Below are 23,179 nucleotides of genomic sequence, written 5' to 3'. Positions count from 1 at the left end.
CTGTCGCGTTCACCGGCGTATCATGGGCACATCGCCGGCCGAGACCGGCGTTCGTATTCGTCAGGAGTTTCGTCATGTCCCGATTCGACCATCGCAAATACCAGCGCCCGCCGCGGGTAACGGGCTTCACCCGCACCTGGCCGGAGCGCGAGATCACGCGCGCGCCGATCTGGGTGAGCGAGGACCTTCGCGACGGCAATCAGGCCCTGCTCGAGCCGATGACCGTGGCGCAGAAGCAGAAGATGTGGAAACTCCTGATGGATATCGGCATCAAGGAGGTGATGATCGGCTTCCCGTCGGCCAGCCAGCACGACTACGACTTCGTGCGGTGGCTGATCGAGGAAGATCAGATCCCCGACGATGTCACCATCGCTGCGCTGACCCAGTGCCGCGATCACTTGATCGACAAGACCTTCGAATCGCTGGAAGGCGTGTCGCGGGCCATCATCCATCTCTACAACTCGACCTCGACCATCCAGCGCGAGCGCGTGTTCGAGATGGATCAGGACGGCATCATCGATATCGCGGTCAAGGGCACGCAGCGCGTCAAGCAAAACGCGGCGGCCCGGCCCGGCGTGCACTGGCGGCTGGAATATTCGCCCGAGAGCTTCTCGCAGACCGAAACCGATTTTGCGGTCCGCATTTGCGAGGCGGTCATGGATGTCTGGGGCCCGACGCCGGACGACCGGATCATCTTCAACCTGCCTAATACCGTCGAGCAGGTCGGTCCGCATCATCACGCCGATCAGATCGAGTATTTCTGCCAGCACATCAAGAATCGCGACTCGGTGATCGTCTCGGTGCATACGCACAACGATCGCGGCGGCGCCCTGGCGGCGGCCGAGCTGGCCATGCTGGCGGGCGCCGAGCGTGTCGAGGGCTGCCTGCTGGGCAACGGCGAGCGCACCGGTAATATGGACATCGTGGTGCTGGCGATGAACCTTTACGGCATGGGCGTGGACCCGGAGCTGGATCTGTCGGATCCGGACGAGATCATCAAGGTGGTGCACGAATGCACCGGCATCCCGCTCCACCCGCGTCACCCCTGGGTCGGCGAGCTGGTCTATACCGCGTTTTCCGGCAGCCATCAGGATGCGATCCGCAAGTCGCTGCGCAAGCAGGGCGAGGACGAACCTTGGCAGGTGGCCTATCTGCCGATCGACCCGCGCGACATCGGCCGCGACTATCAGGCCGTTATTCGCGTGAACAGCCAGTCCGGCAAGGGCGGCATGGCCTTCCTGCTGGAGCGCGATTACGGCATCAACCTGCCGCGCTGGATGATGCTGGCACTGGCGCCGCACGTACAGCGCGAGAGTGAGAAGGTCACCGGCGAGCTGGGTTCGGCCGCGATCCGCAGTTTGTTGTTCCAGCATTTCGATCGCCAGGCGCCGATCTCGCTGGTGGACTACAGCGTGCGTCGTGCCGGCGAGGGCCAGAAAGTCTCGGTGACGCTGTCCGAGGATGGTGACCAGTTCACCCTGGAAGGTCAGGGCAACGGCCCGCTATCCGCGTTCGTGCATGCCTGGAACGAATACACGGGCGACGAGATCGCGATCGCCGACTATGCCGAGCATGCGCTGTCGACCGGCTCGGACGCCGATGCCATCGCCTTCGTGCAGCTCAAGTCGGATACCACGCGTATTCCGGCGGTCGCCGAGGATGCCGATACGCTGTCGGCCTCGATGAAGGCCATCATCAGCGCCATCAACCTCTCGCGCGAAACCGACGAAACTGGCCAGCGCGGCGGCCTGACGGCGCTGGCGGGCTAGGGCGTGTTGAGGTTTCGGGAGAGCGCCGCGTTGGCGTCCGCAAATCGTGTCCGGCAAGGCGCGAGTCGCCGTGTCGTGGTGTGCCACGACCCAGATTCGCAACGCCGCAGGGCGCGATTTGCGGCCCAACCCTTCGGGACAAGCGCTGTTTTGCGGCAATACAGCGTTGTCGCTCTCTCGCGTAGAACGACTACGCCACGTTCGCTACGCCTCGTCTTGCCGCAAAACTGCGCTTGGCGCGGACTCGCACGAAACCTCAACACGCCCTAGCATCGCGCTGCGCGTTCGTATACATCAAGCCCCGGGGCGCTGCCGCTCCGGGGTTTGTCTTTTATGGCTGGCCGAGCCGATGCCCGCGGCTGATGAACTGTTCTGCGGTCGCTATCAATCCCAGCCTTCCAGACGAACCAGAAGCGGCGCCAACCACCCGCTGGAAAGCGGTTTTGGATGCGCGCTCACAGGGTCGGCCGGAAGCGTGACCATATAACGGCGTCTATCTTGTGAGGTCTCCAGTTCCAAGCGCCCCCCGTGATGGAACGCCAACAGGTAGGACGCCATCAGTCCGGCTGCGTCGCTTGAAGTCAGCCCGCTATCCGTCGGCAGCACAGCGCAGGGAATAGAAAACGATACCGCGGTGTCGTCATGGGCGGGGTGAATTGAAACTGGGTCCGTCGGGCGCCCGGTGGCGGTGGCGAGTTCTTCGAGCAGTCGCGTCAGGACGGGCTCGGCGCCTCGAATGTGCGGTACCCGGTCACGGTCGGCGATTGTCACGTTCGGAAAAGCATCGGCCACCAGTTGCTGCAGGCGCTCCGCATCAATCACGGTTGCGAAAGGCTCGTCGCGATTCGCGATGTCCACGATGCGTGTGACCACTTGGCTGACGAAAGACAGGGTCCGGCTGATCTCGGTCTCGGTAAGCTGCCAGAGGTCGAGATGCCGAGACGAGGCGAGATCATCGTTCTGGTTCGCGGTGACATGATCTTGGAGATACGCGGCGACCGCCGCGTCGCCGTAACGCAGCGTATTGACGCTGCCGCCCATCACGATCAAATCGCGCAAACGCCCGAGTTGGATCAGGCGCTGCCAAACGCTCATTTTTTCGCGGATGAGTTCAGTGCGTTCCTGTTGCAAGCGAAACATGCTCGCTGCTTGCTTCATTTCGGCTCGAAGCGCCTTGGTTTCCCACGGCTTGGTGATGTAGCGGAATATTTCGCCTGCGTTGACGGCCTCGATAGCGTCATCGAGGTCGGCGTAAGCGGTGGTTAGGATGCGCACGATATGCGGCCAGTTGCGGCGCACTTTTTTCAGCAGCTCGACGCCGGAGAGCCCTGGCATGCGCTGATCGCTTACCACAACGCCGATGGCGTCGCCGTGCGCTTCCAGGATGTCCAATCCCGCATTGGCATCGGTGGCGACGTAAATTGAAAATTCTTTATCCAGAGCGCGCTGGAAATACTTCAGCGCCATTTCTTCATCATCGACGTAAAGAATGGCACATCCGCGGCTGGGATCGTGGGGGCTGCTTTGGCTCATGTGAATCCCTGCTCCGTGGTGTCGGCGCTATTCATTCTGTCTTGACGGAAACTGGAGATCGAATTGTGTGTATTCGCACTCTACGCTAGAGCAGCGAATGTCCCCGCCAAAGCTGGCCATTACTTTATGGCAGAAGCTCAGCCCGATCCCAGCGCCGTGCTGGTCGCCCGAGAAACTCGCGAAATCGTCAAATATTCGCGGTAGCAAACGTGCCGGGATACCTGTTCCCGTATCCTTGACGTGCAAGAAGTTTATGTCGTCTCGGGCATCCGCCCAAATCCTGATCGTGCCGTTTCCCTTGGCAATAACCGCGCGAAGGGCATTCCGCAATAAATTGTGAAGAACCAGGATCATCAAATGCATCGATCCGTTGAAAGAGAAATGGTCGCCTTTATCCCATTGCACAATAGATCGTTCCAGGTCATTGAATGGGAAATCTTCCAGCGCGGCCTCGACGCAATCGGTTATGGCGCATAGCTCAAAGGAATCCGGGCTGATGCGGAATGCCCCGGCGTTGGCCAGCAACAGCTCTATAACGGCGTTGGCTCGGTTTGCGACCCGTTGCATATTGGCGGTCGACTCGCCGAGGATCGCTCGGTGCCGCTGGGTGAGCGGCTCGATATCCGCGCCATGACGGATCGCCCAGTCGTAGCCGTCGAACAGGGTCGACAGGTGTTTTTCGAGGCCGCGTGCGCCGGCGTGGATGGAGCGCAACGGGGTGCGCATTTCGTGCGCCATGTAGCTGGCCACGGTGAGCGTGGCTTGGCGGCGCTCGGCGAGCAGCGCCTGTTCGTATTTTCGGTAACGGTAGACTTCCAGCGCATCGGACAGGGTTTCTCGAAGGGATTCGAGGTCCCAGGGTTTTGTTATGTATCGCCATATCTCGCCCTGGTTGACGGCCGCGACAGCGTGTTCCAGCTCTGAATACGCGGTCGTCAATAGGCGAACGATATGGGGATATTCCGTCTTCACCGCATGCAGTAGCGATACGCCATCGCCCGCTGGCATGCGCTGATCGGTCATCAGAATCGCAACATCCTCGCCGTACGTCTCGAGAACAGTGTATGCGGCCTGGCTTCCGTCGGCCGTCATGATGCGCATGTCCCGGCTGAACGCGCGCTCGAAATATTTCCGGATCATCGGCTCGTCATCGACGAACAGGACGATTTCTCCGTTAGCTGACGTGGTCATTGCGAATAATGCGCGGCACTTTGAAGGCTTGATTCCTCGGTTTCCAACTCCAGCGCGCCGAGCTGCAAGTCAAAACTAAAGCGAGTCCATTTTCCATTCTCGCTGTCGACCGTGAGTTCGCCGTCGTGATTTCGAATGATCGTCTGACAAACGCTCAACCCCATTCCCATACCCTCGCCGACATCAGCTGTGGTGTAAAAAGGATCGAATACGCGATCGATGTCTTCGGGCGCGATGCCCGAGCCATTGTCGAGTACGGAAACCGATACGCGATCGCCTTTCTCGGTCGCGGATATCGTCACTTCGCCGGTACCGTGCATATCCGTCGAGCGTATAGCCTTGAATGCGTTCGACAGTAAATTGATCGTGACTTGCGTGATGTGATTGCGAGAGCCGATGACCACCCAGTCGTCGCCGACTCGATTGTTCACGCGGATTCCCTGAGCTTCGTGTATCGACATCTGAATAGCGGCCAAAACGGCACCGGATAAAGAAAACGCAGTTTTCTCGCTTTTCGAGGGATAGGCAAAGGCGCGCAGCTCTTTGACGATCCCGCGTATCCTCTGCATCCCCTCATCGATATCGCCCAGTATTTCCCGTAAATCGCTGTCGGCTTCGACGGCAGGGTCAGTCTTGGCGAATTCCAGCGCCGTCAGTGTGTAGTTCAGCGGGTTGTTGATTTCGTGCAGCAAACCGGCCGAAAGACGGCCGAGCGCATTCAATTTCTCGCTATGAACCAGTTGGTCCTGGGCGTCGCTCAATCGGTTCAGTGCGTCCTCGAGATCCTTGTTGCGACGATGCAGGTCGCGTTCGAGTTTGGCGTTACGCAGCAGGTTGCGGAGGCGGGTTCGCACTTCGATTCCGCTGAACGGCTTGGTGAGGAAATCATCGGCACCGTTGTCCAGGGCAATCAGCTTCGACGGCTCGTTCGCCCGGGCCGTGAGCAACACGATTCGTGAGGCGCGTAAATCGATGTCCTGCTTAATGCGTCGACAGACTTCCAGACCGTCGATTTCGGGAAGCATGAGGTCCAGTACGATGAGTGCGGGGCGCTCTCGACGGGCGACTTCCAGAGCCTGCTTGCCGTCGATGGCAACGATCACTCGATATTCCTTGCTCAGCAGATCGGCGAGATACCGACGCATATCCGGTTCATCGTCCACCACGAGGACGGTGTGCTCGAATGCCGTGCTGTCCTCCTCGGACAAGTCGGTCTCCGGTTCGTGCGTGGTCGCCACAGCCGCGAGCTGCGCCGCAAGATCCAATTGTCTTTGCGGCGCAATGTCGTTGTCCGTCTCGATCTCAACCGGGGTTTCGGGATTCAGTGTATCGATTGCAAGCGTCGGCAGCGTGACCCGGACCGTCGTCCCCTGGCCTTGTTCGGAATCGATAGTGACTTGGCCGCCGTGAGCTTCGGTGATTTCTTTGACCAGCGCCAACCCGAGCCCCGTGCCGCCGTATTTTCGAGTCGAAGAGCTATCGGCCTGCCGGAAGCGGTCGAAGACGTATGGCAAGCTTTCGCGGCGCATGCCTATCCCGGTATCTTCTATCGTTATCGCCACCGAATCGGCCGTCGGGATGCTGCTGGCTCTGATATTCCCGCCTTTCGGTGTGAATTTTATGGCGTTGCTCAGTAGATTTAAGAACACCTTTTCCAGCGCGCTGCGGTCGCCCATAACCACGATGGGCGAGGCATCCAGATCTGGGGTCAGCGTAATACCGCGGGCTTCCGCCAGCGGGACCATGGATTGAATGACGTCGGCGAGAAGAGTGTCGAAGCGCAGGTTTCGTCGATCGAGATCGGCGCGGCCTTCTTCGAGCCGGATCACGTCCAATAGATCGTTAACCAGGCGAAGCAGACGAAGGCTGTTCTGTCGGATCAAATCGAGTCTGCGAACGGCCGGTTCCGGGAGGCTCTCGCGTTCCTCCAGCAAACCGTCCAGTGGCGCGAGGATCAACGTGAGAGGCGTGCGGAATTCGTGGCTTATGTTGGCAAAGAACTCGGACTTAATACGATCGAGCTCGGAAAGCTCCTGGTTTCGATTGCTGAGTTCGAAATTGAGGCTGAATTCCCGGAGCCGTCTTCTGCGGCTGAAATAAACGGCCGTGGCACTAATGACGGACGTCGTCAGCATGAAATAGACGTTGTTATAGAGCAGTCCGAAATTAATAGGCCCCGGCGAATGGGCGAAACCCGCCGCCAGGTACAGCGCGAGCGTCATGCCGGAGAAGATCAGGACTTCAATCAAACTCACGGGCAAGAGGATGCCCATGCCGAGAATTGCGAGATTGAGCCCTGCGTAGTAGGTCGAGGCGAAGCCGTCGGTCAGGTAAATCATCATGCAAATCGCGATCTGGGCCACAGATAGCCATGCAAAGATGAGTGCGCCGGCCGGAAATTTGCCTCGTTGCTGAAAGTGCAGCGCCAGAATCACCAGCAGAAAGGCGTCGGCCACCAGGCGGAAGCAGAAGAACGTGGCTGCATGGCCTGGATATACAAAAATATCCAGACTTACCCCGGCCGGCATCAATATCAGCGCCAGAATGCATCCGATCTTCGAAAACCTGATGCGCTCGGACCGGTCGTAGGCTTCCCAGGCCTTTAGCGCCTCGTCTTTTCCATCATTGTCCAGCATTCGAATCTTTCGTGATATGCAAAAAGATGTTGATTCCGGTTTCGTCCTTGAAGGCTTGATGGTTCGGAAAAGGGGCGCCCAATTTCTCCATGTCGGTATCGTCTCGATAAATCAGATACCATTCGAGCAAATGCTCCATCCAGTGGCGTGCCGGATTGTCGGGATGCACATTGGTGACCATGACCTGGCCGCCCTCCTTGCACCACTGGTGGAATAGATTGAGAAGTCTGGCGCAGACGCGATCGGAAAGATAGTCGAACAGGCCGGCACAATAGATGATGTCGTACTCGTCCTGCTCCGAGCCTTCGGGCCTGGAGGCATGGCGCAGCAAGCCGTGAACGGACTGGTGGGAGAACGTGATCTGCGGTCGAATGCCGCTGGCGTCACTGGCCTCGTTGAGTTGCTTTTCGGTGTAATCCAGCGTCTCGCGACTGAAATCTATGAGCGTGATGTCGCAGATCTCGATGGCTCGACTCTGGCGGATCAGACGCTGTAGCTCGATGGCCGGGCCGCATCCGACGTTCAATATCCGCGGTGTCTTGTCCGGGGCTTCTTTGCGTAGACGCGTAATCTGGTCACGCAATTGGTCGACCAGGATGTTGATGCGGTTCCGATGTGCCTCCGCCGGTCCGGTTTGTAGATACAGTGTGTTGATGAGCTGGGCATAGATCGTGGGCCCTTCGCGCGGGTCGCGCAGCATCATGTTGACCATTTCGTAGTCGCCCGCGTATCCGAGGGGCTTGTAGTAGGCACGATGTACGAAAGGGGCCCGCATCAGAAGCGGATGCAGATCATCTTGTGCGTAGCGCATGTGGGTTATGCGCTCTTCCTCCGGGATCTGAGAGGCTTGCTTTTCGAAGTCGCTGAACAGTTCGATCAGGGGCGGAACGAGAGGCTCGGCGAGATCTGGAAATAGCTGGTCTCGGGAGGCGGCGGTATCGCCTCTGTCATCCTCGAAGTCCAGATGTTCGAGCCAGCGATTCAAGGCGGTCAGGAACGAGCGTAGCCGCGAAACGCTGAGTTGATAATCCGGCCTGATCTGCTGATTGCTTTGCCATTCGTCAATGAATTGATGGATCTCGTGCCGGATGTTTTCGCGGTCACCGGCCAGGCCGATGAGTTCGGACCAGGGGTCGAGAAGGCTGGCCGAAACGATGAGCATCAGGCCCGTGTTGACCAGGCCGCTGACGACCGCGCGGCCACGGTAGATGACCCGGTCGTTGCCTCGAATCTCCAGGCTGTGCAGCACCTCGCTCAGCTGGACTATGGAGTACGGGTTATATACTTCGAAAATTAGCGTGGTGCGCGACACTTTGACCAAATTGCCACGGGCCGCCGTGCCCTGGCTGTTCGTGAAAACGATCAGGTCGTTGAGACTATGGATGGTAGCCACGAAGCGCTCCTTGAGAAGGTGTTGGGTTATTTGGCAGCCATCGTTGTCGTTGGGTCGTGCCGAGCACGCATGTCGCGCTTACGCGCATGGAAACGTGCTGTTTAAATCGTCGCGAGAGGCTGTTCAGCTTGTTGTGCATGCCGAATCGGCTTCGGGGTGTATCGCCGATGCCCGTGTGGCCATGATCAATAAATAGATCGCGGCGGCGGTCGAACTTCCGACCGGATCCTTTTTGCCGATTTCGCGTTGGCGTGCCCGGCTGCATCGTGATGCAGCGTTGGAATAAGACTCCGGCGCGATAAAGCGGATGTTGCGTTGGAAGGCGATCTTTCATTGGGCGTCGCGTGCTGTGCTCGGTGTGCCGGCTTCCTGGGTAGGTGTCTGGGGGCCCAATGGTACGCGCAGGGGGTTTCGTCGTGCCGGTTTTATCTGGCAGGCGTAATCAACGGCGCCCACCATGAACGTCTGGACGCCGGACTTCGGGGCGAGCGATCCATTTGACGGCTCAAGCCCGTGGCGCTCCGGGCTACCGCTGCTCAAGGCACGGTAAGGTCCGAGGCGTCTAGCTGTTGCCGTGCCAGCTGAAGAATCGAGAGCCGCGTCCCGAGGCTCTCGGTCGCGCCGGCCCAGGGCGGGCGCCAGCCGGCGCTCGGGTCGGCCGCTGCTTTTGAATCAGAGTTCAAGATCAGCGGCGTTGTAACAGGCCGGCATCGGCTCGCCCTCGAGGCCGGCTATGAGGTTGTCCACGGCCAGGCGTGCCATGTCGTAGCGGGTTTCGAAGGTGGCCGAGCCGATATGCGGCAGGGCGACGACGTCGTTGCGGCCGACCAGCGGGTGGTCAGCGCCGATCGGTTCGCCCTGGAATACATCGAGGCCGGCTGCGCGGATGCCACCGGCGTCGAGGGCGGCCACGAGGGCGTTTTCGTCCACCACCGAACCTCGGGCGATGTTGATGAAGATCGCATGCGGCGCCATCCGCTCGAACGCGGCTTCGTCGAACATGTGGTGGGTGTCGTCGGTGCCGGGCACGACCACGCAGACGAAATCCGCATCGGCCAGCAGCTCGTCGAATTCGACGTAGCGCAGGCCGATTTCGTCTTCCGCCTCGGGCTTGCGCGAGCGGTTGTGGTAGACGACTTCCATGCCAAAACCGAAGGCCGCTCGCCGGGCGATGGCCTGGCCGATACGGCCCATGCCGACGATGCCCAGGCGCTTGTGATGCACGTTCACGCCGAACTGGTCGCGGCCGACCGGTGCCGTCCACTGGCCGGCGCGGACCCATTCCGCGAGCTCGACCACGCGGCGGGCGGTTGCAAGCAGCAGGGTCATTGCCGTGTCGGCTGTGGTATCGGTCAGCACGTCGGGCGTATGGCCGAGCGCGATCCCGCGCTGCGACAAGGCGGCGACGTCATAGGCGTCGACCCCAACCGAGACGCTGGACAGCACCCGCAGGTGGGGTGCCCGCTCGATGGTTTCGGCCGGCCAGCGCATGGAAACGCCGATCGCGCCCCGCGCCCGGGCGAGCGCGTCGTCGAAGCCGGGCGCGGTGCTGGGGGCGTCGTAGGCAGAGAAATCGGCGAGCGTGTAGCGCTCGGCGAGCCGGGCTTTCTGATCGTCCGGCAAGCTATCGGAGAAAACGAGAACGGTCGAGCTCATGAGGCGGGGCGGTCGGTAGGGGCCTGCGGGCAATCTAGCCCGCGACTCGCACCTCCGGCAATACACGCATGGCGCGACCTACGGGCCGGGCGTATCTTGAGCCGGATCGGCCGGGGGCGGCGTCGGAGAATAAGAAAGGGGATTGTGAATGTCGGAGTCGAGCGCGTCGCCAGAGGATATGTCGGACGAGGGCGCGGTTCAGCTGTTTTCCCGCCCGCTCAGCATACGTTCGCTCGTATTGACCGCGCTGCTGGTGCTGGCGCTCGGCTATACGTTGTATTTCACTCGGTTCGTCTGTATTCCGATCGCGCTGGCGTTGTTGTTCAATATGCTGCTCGGACCGCTGGTGACGCGCGCCGAGCGCTGGCATTTGCCGCGTGGGCTGTCCGCTGCCTTCATCATTGCCAGCTGTGCTGCCATCGCCGGCTATGGCATCTACATGCTCACGGGGCCCGCCGAATACTGGATCAACCGCGCGCCCGAGGCGTTCTCCTCGTTCAATCACAAGACGAGCGAGCTGCAGAAGCAGATCCAGAACATGAACGAGAGCACCAAGGAGATCAAGAAGGCCGCGACCAAGCTCATCGGCAAGGCCAGCAAGCAGACCATCGAGATCAATCACAAGGGGCTGCGAGCGCGCATCATCACGAACCTGCAGTGGACCGGCAGCATTCTGGTGATGACGCTGATCCTGCTGTATTTCATGCTCGCCGGTCGCGGTACTCTGTTCAAACAGCTGTTATTGCTCATGCCGTCGGCGCGCAGCCGCGCCAACGCGGTGTGCATCGTCCGGAACTTGCAGGCCGATATTGGCCGCTATCTGGCCACAGTGACGTTGATCAACATGACGCTGGGCGCCGTGACGGCGCTGGTGCTATGGCTGATCGGCTTAGCCGATCCAGTGCTCTGGGGCGTGATCGTGGGGATCTTCAATTTCGCGCCCTACGTCGGTGCCGCGGTTTCCCTGGGACTGATTACGCTCGCTTCGTTTGCCACCTTCGATACGCTCGCGCACGTCGCGGCGGCGCCGCTGGCCGTGTTTGCGCTCAACGTGCTGGAAGGTAATTTCATCACCCCGATGATTCACGGCCATCGTTTTGCCATGAGCCCGCTCATGGTCTTCGTCGCGTTGTTCTTCTGGGGATGGCTGTGGGGCGTGGCCGGCATGTTGATGGCCGTGCCGCTGCTGCTGGTTTGCAAGGTCACCTGCGACCATATCGCCGAGCTGCGGCCGCTCGGCCGTGCGCTTGGCCGCTGATAACGACGACATCGCGCCGCCTGCAAGGGGCGGGCGCGTGTCCTGCTAGGCGTCGTCTTCGGCCGGTTCGGCCGGGGCCGTGGTTTGGGGCTTATCGCTGCGCGCGGGCTTGAGCGTGGGGCGGAGTTTGCGCCGACGCTCCATCTGACGGGCCAGGCGGGAAGAGCGCGCCACGTCGGATAGTGTCAGCACGCCCTGAACCTCGCGCGGATGGCTCATGTTGCCGTCCTCGGTCACCAGCGCCACTTCGCAGTTGGCGGCGCGCAGCCGGCCCACGATGTCGAAGATCATGTCCTCGGCGCCGACCACGATGTAGTCGGTTTCCATGTGCTCGTCGACCCAGCTACGGATGCCGATGCCGCCGCGCCCCTTGAGCCGATAGTGGCGTCGCGAGGAGAAGATCGCCTGGATATTCTGTTCGGCGTCCAGCACCAGCACGTTGGGCGCCTGGCGGCCGAAGCGTCGGAAGCGGCGGCGGACTTCGGCCATGCCACGCGTGCTGCCGACCCGCACGACGCGCGGGTCGTAGAAGTCCGAGGCCTTACGCAGCATGAACAGGTTCGTTTCCAGCGAGCCCGGCACCGGGTGGTTACGCCGGGTCAGCTTGAACGTGTAGATGGTGTCGGCCATCAGGAACTGGCGCACGCCATAGGCAATCGACACGATGATTACCATCGGGATGATGACGTGATAATCGCGCGTCATCTCGAAGATGATCACGAGCGCGGTGAGCGCGGCGCCGGTCGAGCCAGCCACGACACCGGCCATGCCGAGCACCGCCATCGTCGCCACGTCCAGATGAAAGCCGGGGGCGACGTGCTGCATGGCCACGGCAAAAGCGCCGCCAAGCGTCGCGCCCAGATACAGCGCCGGCGAGAACACGCCGCCGGATGCGCCCGAGCCCAGGGTGAGCGAGGTCGCCAGCAGTTTGGCGCCGAACAACAGCAGCAGCAGCCACGGGTTGGTGAGCACGTCTTCCAGAATATTCTGGATGGTCGCGTAGCCGACGCCTTCGACGTAGTAGTGGCCACCGTAGACCAGGAACGCATACATCATCACGCCGACGATGCCCATGCCGGCGACATGACGGACGTAATCGTTGACCGGCAGCTTCTCGAAGCCTTCTTCGAACCAATAGATGCTGCGGGTGAAAAGCCAGGCGGCCAGCCCGAGCAACACCCCGAAGATGACATAGACAACGAGCAGCTGCGGCGAACTGAGCACCAGGCCGTCGTTGCCCAGGGCGGGGATATTGAACGACGGGTTGGTGCCGAACAGGCTTTGCCCGACGAAGGCGGCCGAACCGGTCGACAGCAACACCGGAATCAAGGTGCGGCCCGAGGTCTCGGGCAGGATGATCTCGATGGCGAACAGCAGCCCGCCGAGCGGCGCATTAAAGGTGGCCGTAATGCCGGCCGCAGCGCCCGAGGCGATCAGCGTATTGCGTTGCCATTCGCGCAGCAGCGCCAGTTGGCCGACAGTGGAACCCAGCGCCGATCCGATCTGGATGATCGGCCCCTCGCGGCCGACCGCGCCGCCGGTGGCGATCGAAATCGAGGACGCGAGTGCCTTGGTCGCCGCTACCGCCGGGCGAATGATGCCGCCCTTGTAATAGATGGCGTCGATCACTTCGGGCACGCCATGGCCCTTGGCTTCCGGCGCGAAACTCTTCACCAGCCAGGTGACGATCAGTGCGCCGACCATGGGCACGGCAATGATCCATGGGCCCAGCGGGCTGGCCGCGGTGTGCTGGTTGGCGTCGTAGGCGAAAGAGAGCTGGCCGGAGAAGGCGAGATTGTGGAACAGTGCAATCAGCGCGCGGAAAGCACCCGCACCATAGCCCGCAGCAATACCCACACCGACGGCGAGCAGGCTGAGCAACAGGCTGGAGCGTTCGATCGTGCGTGGCCGGGCCACCGGGTCTCTCTTCGTTGTCGGCGACGAAGGATCAGCGCCGCCCCGGACTGGGGGCGCGATCGACATCGTCGAGTGTGGATGTCGGCAACGGCCCGGATCGAGTCGCTGCGCGAAACGCATGATACATCAATCAGTGTCGGTTTTCTAAACACTATCGATGTCGTCGGGAGTTGCGGCAAAAAACAATCGATTTCTCGCTAAAGTTCGCCAAGCGGCACCGGCGCTGCGGGCCGGCCGCTGCGCAGTCCCATTCGTCGAGTCGTGGTTGCACCACAACGGCGCTACACTCGGGTGCATGAGCGGGGTCGAAGGCAAGACCGGGTTGAACTGGCGGGCGCGGCTGGTGCGCTGGGTCAGTCGTTGGCTGTCCACCGACGTGCAACCCGCTCCGGCGCCGCGCACCGACTTCGCCCGGTTGAGCGAACATCTGCAACCCGCCGATGTGGTCCTCGTCGCTGGGCGCAGCCGAGTGGCCGGCGTGATTCAGACCGTAACGCTCAGTTCCTGGAGCCATGCCGCGTTGTATATCGGTCGCGCTGACACGCTGGCCGAGGGCAAGGTTCGGCAGGTCGTCGCTCAGGCGGGTTGGCCGCCGGACACCCAGATTCTGCTTGAGGCCGAAATGGGCGACGGTGTGCGCGTGTCCCCGTTGGCCCGGTATCGTGGCGAGCATTTGCGCATCTGCCGGCCGCGCGATATGCCCGAGTCCGACCGGGCGGCGGTCATCAGCTATGCCTGCGCTCGCTATGGTACGCCCTACGACACGCGACAGATCCTCGATCTGTTGCGTTTCTTTCTACCGTACGGCGTCTTGCCCCGGCATTGGCGCTCGACCCTGTTCGAAGCGGGCCATGGCGACATGATTCGCGCCATCTGCTCGACCTTGTTGGCCAATGCCTTTGCCAGTGTCCACTATCCGATTCTGCCCACCATTCACCGCGGCGAGCATGGGGAGATGATTTTCGTTCGCCGCAACGGCCGCTTGATCACGCCGCGCGATTTCGATTACTCGCCGTATTTCGACATCATCAAGTATCCGTTCTTTGGTGACGACGTCGACCGCTATCGCGATCTGCTCTGGGACGACGACGCGCCGTGTGCCTCGCGTCCGGTTCGCCGGGGGCGCCGACTACGGAAGTAGGTGGGCCGACGGCCGGTAGCCGGGGATTGCGTATACTCGCGATAAGGGTTTCACGGCACACATCATGGTGTTTCGCAAAAACGCGCATCGCCTCGCGCCCGGCGAGACTGTCTCCGAGGATGGCCGCGGTCGCCGCGCCCGCACGCCCGCACATATCCCACTAATCGGCTGGAAGGACATCCTGCTACGGGTGTTCCATGCCTTTTCCGACAACAACCTGTCGATTATTGCGGCCGGCGTCTCGTTTTATGGCCTGCTCGCGATCTTTCCGGGCGTCGCCGCTTTTGTCGCCATCTACGGACTGTTTCAGGACCCGCATGAGGTGGTCGTCCAGATGCAGGGGTTGGCCGGCGTGATGCCGCCGGACGTCATTAATACGGTCACCGGGCAGATGACGCAGGTCGCCGCGCGCCCGACCGGCACGCTCGGTGTCGCCGCGATCGTGACCCTGGCACTCGCGCTATGGAGCGCACGCAAGGGCACCACCGCGTTGATGGTGGCGCTCAACGTGGTCTATGCCGAAAGAGAATCACGCAACATCATCATCACCACGCTGGTATCGCTCGCGCTGACGCTGGCGATTATCGTCGGCCTGATCGCGGTCGCCGTGTTGGCCGCCGGCGTGCCACTGGTCGCCACCGCGCTCGGGCTGGGCGGCTGGGTCGTCGCTATCGCGCGCGGCGTGGGTCTGGGGCTGGGCGCTTTGTTCCTGATGCTGGGTATTGCCGGGCTGTACCGGTTCGCCCCCAGCCGGACGCGGCCAAAATGGCGCTGGGTGCTCGTCGGGGCGGCCCTGGTGACGGTGTTCTGGATCCTGGGCTCGCTGGCATTCTCGGTCTACGTCGCGTTCTCCAATACGTATTCGGCGACCTACGGCTCGCTCGGCGCAGTGGTCGTCGTGCTGACCTGGCTCTATATCACCGTGCTGATCATGTTGGTGGGCGGCGAGATCAATGCCCAGCTCGAATTCCAGACGGCCGAGGACACGACCATCAGCGGCAACAAGCCGATGGGCGAGCGCGGCGCGTTTGTGGCGGACAACGTGGCCCGCCGGGCCGACGAGATCGACTTCCACGCACAGGACGAACTGGACCCCCGATGACCACGCAACGCCTCACAATCGCAAGCAGCGCCGACCCCGGCGCCACGCTGAGTCTGCGCGAGGCCGCGGCCGTGGGGCGGCCCGGCCATGCCGGCCGTGCCCTGTTGTTTGTTCATGGCGCGACTTATCCCGGCGTGATGTTCGACGTGCCGGGTGCGAGCTGGATGGCGCGCGCCGTGGCCGACGGCTACGACGCCTACGCGCTGGATATGCGCGGTTATGGCGGGTCGAGCCGGCCGGACTGCATGGCCGAAGCGCCCGAGGCAGGCGAACCGTTCTGTCGGGCCGAGGACGCGGCCGTGGATATCGCCGATGCCATCACCGCCATCCGGCGCCGGGCCGGCGTATCGGTCGTCGATGTCGTGGCCTGGTCGTGGGGCACGATGACCACGGCTTTTCATATCGCGCATGGCGACGCGGCGATCCGCCGGCTGGTGTTGTTCGCTCCGGTGTATGGCACGAAGAATCCGGGATGGATCGAGGGGCTGTCCGAGCCGGGCCAGCCCAATCGTCTGCGCGCGCCAGGCGCTTATCGGACCGAGACCCAGGCCCAGGCCGATGCGCGCTGGGCGGCCCAGATCACGGCGGCCCGCTCGGATGCCTGGCGCGATCCGGCGATTCTCGCGGCCTGGTTCGAAGCCATGCTGGCCGACGAACCGGGCAATGCCGTGCGCGCGCCCAACGGCGTTTTGCTCGATCTCTGGTCGGCGTTCAACGGGCGGCCGCGCTATGACGCGGCCCGTATCTCGATGCCTACGTTGGTGATCCGCGGCGGCGCCGATACCACCGCCACACGTGCCGATGCGCTGGCGCTGCTGGATGCGCTTGGAGCGCGCGACAAGGCCTATGTCGAGATCGCCCATGCCAGTCACTTCGCGCTGCTCGAACATCGGCGCCACGCCTTGTTCGATCAGGTGTCGGCCTTTCTGAAATCGGACGGCGCGGGTGGCGCCCATGGCGGATGAGCCGGTTCGCCTATCGATCGATGACGCTTTTCGGCTCGCGCGCGATGCACTGATCGCGGCGGGCGCCGCGCCGCGCCATGCCGACCGGGTGGCGGAGGCGGTGATTGCTGCGGAGCTGGACAGTCGGTCGAGCCAAGGGCTGGCACAGATTCCCGTATATGCCGGCCAGCTCGCCGCGGGCGAGATCGACGGCCGAGCGATGCCCGAAATCGTGCAACGCGCGCCCTCAGCGATCACGATCGACGCCCACTCCGGTTTCGCCCATGCCGCGATCGATCTCGGTTTGGGCGAGGCCGTGCCGTGTGCTGCGACAACGGGCTGTTGCGTACTCGCCGTCGCGCACGCATGTCGGGCCGGCCGGCTCGGGCCGTACGTCGAGCGGATCGCCGAGTCCGGCCAGATCGGTCTGGCTTTCGCCGGCGGCTCAGCGGCGCCGGGCGTCCAGGGGGAGCGTGGGCTGGTGACGGATAGCCGCCCTCTGGCGTTGGCCGTACCGCGCAGCAACGCGCCACCGTTGGTGATCGACCTGTCGATGACCACGGTCGCGCAAGGCCACGCCATGCTGGCGGCCCAGTACGGTGAGACCGCGCCGCAGCGAGAGCTCAAGGACGTCCAGGCCGGCCAGGAGGCCGATGCGCGCATCGCCGGGGCGGCTCAGCAAGGCGCGGCGCTGTCCCTGGTGATCGAAATCGTCGCGGCGGCGTTGACCGCTCGGGTTGCGCCAGTCGCCTCGAGTGCCGGGCCCGACGATGTCGAGCTGATGCCCGAATCCGGGCCGGTCCTGTTCCTGATCGATCCGAATCGGCTGGGCGGCGAGGATTTCGGGCCGCGGCTGGAGTCGCTGTTGCAGACGGTACCCGGCGGGCCGGCGGTTTGCCGCCGGGCCGCGCGGGGCGAGGTGGCGCGCGAGAGCGTTCGTCGTCAGGGCGTCGCTATATCGGCGGAACTCGAGGCGCGCCTGAGAGCGCTCACTAGCCGATCAGCGCCCGCAGAATGAAGTAGTACACGGCCGCGAATACCGCGGCGCCCGGCACGGTCAGAATCCAGCCGGTGAAAACGCTGCCGAGCACCGACAGATCCAGTGCCCGCATGCCGCGAGCCAGGCCGACGCCGAGCACGGCGCCCACCAGCGTCTGCGTGGTGGACACCGGAATACCGAACCAGGTCGCGATGACCACCGTCGTGGCCGCGGACAGTTCGGCAGAAAAACCGCGCGTCGGCGTCAGTTCGGTGATGCCGGCGCCGATCGTACGCATGACCCGGTGCCCGTAGGTGGCCAGGCCGAACACAATGCCGGCGCCGCCGAGAATCAGCACCCAGCTGGCCAGTTCCGACTGGCCGCCGATGTGCTGCGGGTCTTCGACCACATTGACCACGGCGGCCACCGGGCCGATCGCATTGGCTACATCGTTGGAGCCATGGGCGAACGCCATGGTCGCGGCGGTGAAGATCTGGGCATAGCCGAATACACGCTCGACGTTGCGATAACGATCGGCGATGGCCGCCTCGGGCATGAGATCGATGCGTTGCAGCAGTAGGCGACTGACCACGGCGACTGCCAACGCGAACACGAACGCGCCGCCGATGCTCTGGGCCAGCGACAGATCGAGCCCGATATGCGACAGGCCTTTTTCCAGCGTGACCAGGCAGATCACGAACGCGGCCAGGAAGACGTAATACGCCATATAGCGGCGCGCGCCTTCCGCGGGATTGTCGTGCGACAGGATCAGCCGGCGGATCGATTCGAACATGACGAACGCGATCAGCCCGGCAATGATCGGCGAGGTGATCCAGCTGAGCACGATCGAGACGATCTCACCCCAGTTCACAGGCTTTGCGCCCGCGGCCACCAGGGCAAAACCCAGAATGCCGCCGATAATCGATTGTCCGGTCGACACCGGCAGCCCGCGCAGCGAAGCGAATACCAGGAATGTGGCCGCGCCGAGCAGGGCGGCCAGCATGCCGGTCGCCAGAATATGTGGATCGGCGGCGAAGATTTCGGGCCGGATCAAGCCCTTGCTGATGGTCTGGGTGACCTGGCCGCCGGCCAGCCAGGCGCCGAGGAATTCGAAGATGCCGGCAATGAGCACGGCCTGCCAGAGCTTGACGGCGCCGGAACCGACCGATGTGCCCATGGCGTTGGCGACGTCGTTGGCCCCGATCCCCCACGCCATGAAAAAGCCGAAAATGCACGCCAGAGCCAGATAGAGCTCGGCATGCTGAGCGATCATCGACATTCAATTCCCTGAGACTTGAGGCGCGCGGCGGGCTGCGGACGGGCAGTGTAGCCCTTGGGCGCGCTCGCGATCCATGCCGCCACGCGAACGCCGAATGACGCCGCTCAGCGCGCCATCATGATCTGAAGACGCGACCCGACGCGCTCGGCGCGATCCGAGACGGTGCCGATCCAGTCGATGATCTGGTAGAGGAACATCACTTCCAGCGGCGGCAGTTCGGACTCCTGCTCGAGCAGACGGTGCCGGATCGCGACCTGTTCCTCGTCGGCGCGTTTTTCCAGCTTGCCGAGCTCGACGACCATGTCCTCGATCACCTCGGAGATATTGCGGCCGAACCCGGATTCCAATAGTTCGTCGAGTTCCTCCAGTACCTTGCGCGCCTGATGCACGGTATCGATGGTGACCTGGATGTACTTGTTGATCGGTTCCAGCAGCGTGGCCGGGAACTGCATCCGCCGGCCCGTCATCAGCCCGGCGATGTCCTTGATCTTGTTGATGATCTTGTCCTGCGCCTCGACCAGCTCCAGGAGGTCCGAGCGCGAGATCGGCAGGAACAGCGTGTTGGGCAGATTCAGCCGGATCCGATCCTTGAGGTCGTCCGCGGTGTGCTCGCAGTCGGAAATTTCGCGATACAGCGTCTGGGCGCGGTTCCAGTCCCCATCCGAACTCGCCTGGAAGAAATTGATCAACAGATCGGCGCCGCGGTCCACCTGCCGAATATGCTCCGACAATGCCTCGAACGGCGAGCCGCCGCGGAACAGCCGCGATAGCGGGCTCGATTTGGTGATATCCATGGATATAGTCGCGATGTCGAGCGGATGGCTTATCGTGAGTTTACTTACTTGTGCTGCCGGGCACAGCCAGCGCAGTGGGACGTGCCTGCCGATGTCGTCAGTCGAGTTCGTTGAAATAGTAATGCTGATCGGTGCGACACAGACTGCGTCGCCATTCCACCGGCTCGTTACGAATATTGAGAGCGCGCCGTTCGACCGATAACAACGGCGAAGCCGGCGCCACGCCCAGCACTTTGGCTTCGGTGGCCGACGCGGCAGCTGCGCGAACTTTTTCGCTCGCGTGTACCACCATCACACCGTATTCCGTCTCGTAGAATTCATATAGCGTATTCGGCAGATTCTCGGGCGGCCAGCTGGCTAGACCCGGGAACAGACTGCTCGGAATGCTGATACGTTCGTGAATGGCCGGCGTGCCGTTGAGCTCTCGCACCCGCTCGATTCGGATCACACTAGCGCGCTCGGGGAGCTCCAGCGCGCGCGCTTCGGCTGCGCTCGCCTTGCTCTGGCGGCAACTCGTGGCACGGCTGACCGGGAGTTCACGTTCGCCGTTGTCGTTGACTAGGTGGAAGAACTGGAACAGCGAGCGTTGCTGACTGTGACGAGCCGCGAACGTACCGCGCCCCTGGCGGCGTTCCACGAGATGTTCCTTTTCCATTACGTTGAGGGCCTTGCGCACCGTGCCCTGGCTGACGTCGTATTCCTGCGCCAACGCGATTTCGCTGGGCAGTGCCGTGCCGGGCGGCCATTCGTTGTTCCCTAAACGCCTGACAAGTAAGGTTTTTATCTGCTCGTAAAGCGGCCTGTAGTTCAGCCCACGTGCTTCGCTCATAGGTTCCTGTGCCTCGTTCACCAGCCCATCATAAACGATAGTCTAATGTTGACAGTCTTATATAAGACATAATACAAGGAGTATGCCGCAGGGCTTAACGCGATACACGGAGGAGAATCGGATGAAGACCCACTTCCTGGTCCACAACAAAGCCGACAAGGTCGGGGTTGTGGTTGTCGAAGGCATCAGCGCGGGCGAAACGCTCACCGGCTGGCTGATGGAAGGCGACGAGACGATCGAGATCAAGGCCAATCACGACATCCCGATCGGCCACAAGATCGCGCTCGCCGATATCGGCAACGAAGACACGATCATCGAATACGAACACGACATCGGCCGCGCGGTGGCCGATATCGCCAAGGGCGATCACGTGCACGTCCACAACATCAAGACCAAGCGGTGGTAGCCATGACGAAGCGCAGTTTTCTGGGATATCGGCGTGAGAATGGACGCGTGGGCGTGCGCAACCACGTCATCATCCTCCCGCTCGACGATATTTCGAACGCGGCCTGCGAAGCGGTGGCCAATAACATCAAGGGCACCATGGCCATTCCGCATCCGTACGGACGGTTGCAGTTTGGCGCGGATTTGGATCTGCACTTCCGCACCCTGATTGGTACCGGTTCGAACCCGAACGTCGCCTCTGTGGTGGTCATCGGCATCGAGCCGGGCTGGACCCAGCGCGTGGTCGACGGCATCGCCAAGACCGGCAAGCCGGTCGAAGGTTTCGCGATCGAACAGCATGGCGATATCAATACCATTGCTCGCGCCTCATGGACGGCCAAGAAATTCGTGCAGGACGCTTCGATGAAGCAGCGCGAAGAGTGCGGCATCGATGAGCTGTGGATTTCCACCAAGTGCGGTGAATCCGATACCACCTCGGGCCTGGCCTCGTGCCCGACGGTCGGCAACCTGATGGACAAGCTGATCGCCGAGGGCGCGACGATGTGTTTCGGCGAGACCTCCGAAATCACCGGCGCCGAAATGGTGTGTGCCGAGCGCGCGGCCGATGAGGCGACCAAGCAGAAGTTCCTGGATACCTGGGGCAGCTACAACGATTTCATCAACCGCCACAAGACCAACGATCTGTCCGAGTCACAGCCGACCAAGGGCAATATCGAAGGCGGTCTGTCGACCATCGAGGAAAAAGCCTTCGGCAACCTGGCCAAGATCGGTCACAAGACGTCGTATATCGACGTACTCGAACCGGCGGAAGAACCGTCGAAGGGGCCGGGGCTGTATTTCATGGATACCTCATCGGCCGCCGCCGAGTGCGTGACCTTGATGGCCGCCGCTGGATACGTGGTTCATCTGTTCCCGACCGGGCAGGGCAACATCATCGGCAACCCGATCGAGCCCGTGATCAAGCTGTCGGCCAACCCGCGCACCGTGCGCACCATGTCCGAGCATGTGGATCTCGATGTGTCAGGAATCCTGCGCCGCGAGATGGATTTCGATCAGGCCGGCGATGCATTGATCGATTCCGTGCTCGAGACCAGCAGTGGTCGACTGACCGCCGCCGAAGCGCTCGGCCACCGGGAGTTCGTGCTGACCAAACTGTATCGGAGCGCCTGATGCCACTGGCGTGCGGCGGCCGGCTCTGACTCAGCGGCCGCACGCCCATCACCCACACCAAAGCGGACCCGCACACATCAATAACGAATGCGGGCCGCGAAGCGGAGGAGAACCATGTCGCACCACACAGCTTATCGGCGGTGGAACTGGCGGGCCGTCGCGCTCGGCGCGGTGATGACCGTCGTCACCGCGCTGGCAGCCTGCTCGCACAGCAGCCCTGGCACGGTTCGCATATCCCAGCAGTACGGGATCGGCTATCTCCCGCTGATGGTCATGCAGCAGCAGCAGCTGGTCGAGAAACAGGCGGCCAAACGCGGCATCAAGAATCTCAAGGTCGAGTGGAAGACGCTCGGCGGCGGCGATTCGGCGAGCGCGGCGTTGCTCTCGGGCAGCCTCGACTTTGCGGCTAGCGGCGTGGGCCCGCTGCTCAAGATCTGGGACAAGACCAAGGGCAGCAGCAACGTCCGCGGCGTCGCCTCGCTCAATTCGATGCCGATCGTGCTGACAACGATCAATCCCAATGTGCACAGCATCAAGGACCTGAGCAATGCGGACCGGATCGGCCTGCCGGCGGTCAAGGTGTCCATTCAGGCAGTGACCTTGCAAATGGCCGCGGCCAAGCAGTGGGGCATCAAGTCCTACGACAAGCTCGATCACCTGACCGTATCCATGAAGCACCCGGACGCGATGGCCGCGATGCTCAGCAAGAGCAACGTCGACGCCCATTTCGGTTCGCCGCCCTACTACCAGGAAGAGTTGGAAAAGCCGGGCGTGCATAAGATTCTCTCGTCGTACGACGTGTTGGGCGGCAAGTCGACGTTCAACACGATTTGGGCGACCCAGGGCTATCGACAGAAGAATCCGAAGGTATATGCCGCCGTGTTTGCGGCGCTCCAGCAGGCGATGGCCTTTATCAAGGCGCATCCCAGGCAGGCGGCACAGATCTATATCGAGCAGGCGAGCTCCAAGCTGCCGGAGTCGCTCATCTACAAGATCATCACCGACCCGGCCATCGAGTTCACGGTCACCCCGAAGAACGTCATGAAGTACGCACAGTTCATGCACAAGACCGGGTCGATCGACCACATGCCGAAATCCTGGAAGGACGTGTTTTTCGACAATCTGAGTCAGGACAAGGGCAGCTGAGCGGATGAGAACAATCGGTCGCCAACACGGGCCGGGT

18 protein-coding genes are annotated in these 23,179 nt (G+C 62.2%); 9 read left to right on the top strand and 9 right to left on the bottom strand.

Annotation, left to right across the window (positions count from 1 at the left end; genetic code table 11):
- Positions 1-74 precede the first annotated feature (74 nt).
- Positions 75-1,769: a 2-isopropylmalate synthase gene (locus C41B8_RS03740; RefSeq protein ID WP_037334248.1), complete on the top strand. Its 1,695-nt coding sequence runs from the start codon at positions 75-77 to the stop codon at positions 1,767-1,769.
- 384 nt (positions 1,770-2,153) lie between these two features.
- On the opposite strand, the gene C41B8_RS19340 is transcribed toward C41B8_RS03740, so the two are convergent.
- From C41B8_RS19340 to C41B8_RS03715, 5 genes are all read right to left on the bottom strand, one after another.
- Complete coding sequence (locus C41B8_RS19340; RefSeq protein WP_051882970.1) at positions 2,154-3,302, bottom strand: response regulator; 1,149 nt, start codon at positions 3,300-3,302, stop codon at positions 2,154-2,156.
- Positions 3,303-3,329: 27 nt separating this feature from the next.
- Complete coding sequence (locus tag C41B8_RS03730) at positions 3,330-4,493, bottom strand: hybrid sensor histidine kinase/response regulator (RefSeq protein WP_037334245.1); 1,164 nt, start codon at positions 4,491-4,493, stop codon at positions 3,330-3,332.
- Positions 4,490-7,129: an ATP-binding protein gene (locus C41B8_RS03725; protein ID WP_051882967.1), complete on the bottom strand. Its 2,640-nt coding sequence runs from the start codon at positions 7,127-7,129 to the stop codon at positions 4,490-4,492. The genes C41B8_RS03730 and C41B8_RS03725 overlap by 4 nt, the downstream gene beginning before the upstream one ends.
- Positions 7,116-8,522, bottom strand: a complete 1,407-nt coding sequence (locus C41B8_RS03720) for a class I SAM-dependent methyltransferase (protein WP_037334241.1) — start codon at positions 8,520-8,522, stop codon at positions 7,116-7,118. Before C41B8_RS03720 ends, C41B8_RS03725 begins: the two co-directional genes overlap by 14 nt.
- Before the next feature lie 672 nt (positions 8,523-9,194).
- Positions 9,195-10,178 (bottom strand): 2-hydroxyacid dehydrogenase, encoded by a 984-nt coding sequence (locus C41B8_RS03715; RefSeq protein WP_051882965.1) that lies wholly within the window; start codon positions 10,176-10,178, stop codon positions 9,195-9,197.
- A gap of 148 nt (positions 10,179-10,326) precedes the next feature.
- Here C41B8_RS03715 and C41B8_RS03710 point away from each other — a divergent pair, with 148 nt between their 5' ends.
- Entirely contained in the window at positions 10,327-11,436 is a 1,110-nt protein-coding gene (locus C41B8_RS03710) for an AI-2E family transporter (protein ID WP_084188446.1), read from the top strand.
- 45 nt (positions 11,437-11,481) lie between these two features.
- Here the strand turns inward: C41B8_RS03710 and C41B8_RS03705 are convergent, their stop codons facing one another.
- On the bottom strand, positions 11,482-13,353 hold the full coding sequence (locus C41B8_RS03705) for a chloride channel protein (RefSeq protein WP_198025039.1): 1,872 nt from the start codon (positions 13,351-13,353) through the stop codon (positions 11,482-11,484).
- A 295-nt stretch (positions 13,354-13,648) separates the two neighbouring features.
- On the opposite strand from C41B8_RS03705, the gene C41B8_RS03700 reads away from it, so the two are divergent.
- The 4 genes from C41B8_RS03700 to C41B8_RS03685 all read left to right on the top strand — a co-directional run bounded on the left by C41B8_RS03700 (position 13,649) and on the right by C41B8_RS03685 (position 17,558).
- Positions 13,649-14,494 carry a YiiX/YebB-like N1pC/P60 family cysteine hydrolase gene (locus tag C41B8_RS03700; protein WP_051882964.1) on the top strand — a complete coding sequence of 282 codons (846 nt, stop codon included), beginning with the start codon at positions 13,649-13,651 and terminating at the stop codon, positions 14,492-14,494.
- Between the two features lie 64 nt (positions 14,495-14,558).
- Positions 14,559-15,596, top strand: coding sequence for a YihY/virulence factor BrkB family protein (locus tag C41B8_RS03695; protein WP_051882963.1), 1,038 nt, complete (start codon positions 14,559-14,561; stop codon positions 15,594-15,596).
- Complete coding sequence (locus C41B8_RS03690; protein ID WP_037334234.1) at positions 15,593-16,561, top strand: alpha/beta hydrolase; 969 nt, start codon at positions 15,593-15,595, stop codon at positions 16,559-16,561. Before C41B8_RS03695 ends, C41B8_RS03690 begins: the two co-directional genes overlap by 4 nt.
- Positions 16,551-17,558 carry an Ldh family oxidoreductase gene (locus C41B8_RS03685; RefSeq protein WP_037334232.1) on the top strand — a complete coding sequence of 336 codons (1,008 nt, stop codon included), beginning with the start codon at positions 16,551-16,553 and terminating at the stop codon, positions 17,556-17,558. Before C41B8_RS03690 ends, C41B8_RS03685 begins: the two co-directional genes overlap by 11 nt.
- Here the strand turns inward: C41B8_RS03685 and C41B8_RS03680 are convergent.
- The 3 genes from C41B8_RS03680 to C41B8_RS03670 form a co-directional block, all read right to left on the bottom strand.
- On the bottom strand, positions 17,533-18,798 hold the full coding sequence (locus C41B8_RS03680; RefSeq protein ID WP_037334229.1) for an inorganic phosphate transporter: 1,266 nt from the start codon (positions 18,796-18,798) through the stop codon (positions 17,533-17,535). The two genes, C41B8_RS03685 and C41B8_RS03680, sit on opposite strands and share 26 nt — an antisense overlap.
- A gap of 104 nt (positions 18,799-18,902) precedes the next feature.
- Entirely contained in the window at positions 18,903-19,586 is a 684-nt protein-coding gene (locus C41B8_RS03675) for a TIGR00153 family protein (RefSeq protein WP_156962402.1), read from the bottom strand.
- A 103-nt stretch (positions 19,587-19,689) separates the two neighbouring features.
- A complete protein-coding gene (locus tag C41B8_RS03670; RefSeq protein ID WP_037334223.1) occupies positions 19,690-20,421 on the bottom strand; it encodes a GntR family transcriptional regulator in 732 nt (243 codons plus the stop codon).
- Between the two features lie 121 nt (positions 20,422-20,542).
- Between C41B8_RS03670 and C41B8_RS03665 the strand changes: the two genes are divergently transcribed.
- The 3 genes from C41B8_RS03665 (at position 20,543) to C41B8_RS03655 (ending at position 23,142) form a co-directional block, all read left to right on the top strand.
- Positions 20,543-20,827, top strand: a complete 285-nt coding sequence (locus C41B8_RS03665; protein WP_037334220.1) for a UxaA family hydrolase — start codon at positions 20,543-20,545, stop codon at positions 20,825-20,827.
- A gap of 2 nt (positions 20,828-20,829) precedes the next feature.
- Positions 20,830-21,996, top strand: a complete 1,167-nt coding sequence (locus C41B8_RS03660; RefSeq protein WP_037334219.1) for a UxaA family hydrolase — start codon at positions 20,830-20,832, stop codon at positions 21,994-21,996.
- A 114-nt stretch (positions 21,997-22,110) separates the two neighbouring features.
- Positions 22,111-23,142 (top strand): ABC transporter substrate-binding protein, encoded by a 1,032-nt coding sequence (locus tag C41B8_RS03655; RefSeq protein ID WP_084188442.1) that lies wholly within the window; start codon positions 22,111-22,113, stop codon positions 23,140-23,142.
- The last annotated feature ends 37 nt before the right edge of the window (positions 23,143-23,179 follow it).

Source organism: Salinisphaera hydrothermalis C41B8, from assembly GCF_000732535.1.
GTDB lineage: Bacteria > Pseudomonadota > Gammaproteobacteria > Nevskiales > Salinisphaeraceae > Salinisphaera > Salinisphaera hydrothermalis.
Note: the sequence above shows the minus strand (reverse complement) of the source record. Positions and strands in the feature narration are given on the sequence as shown.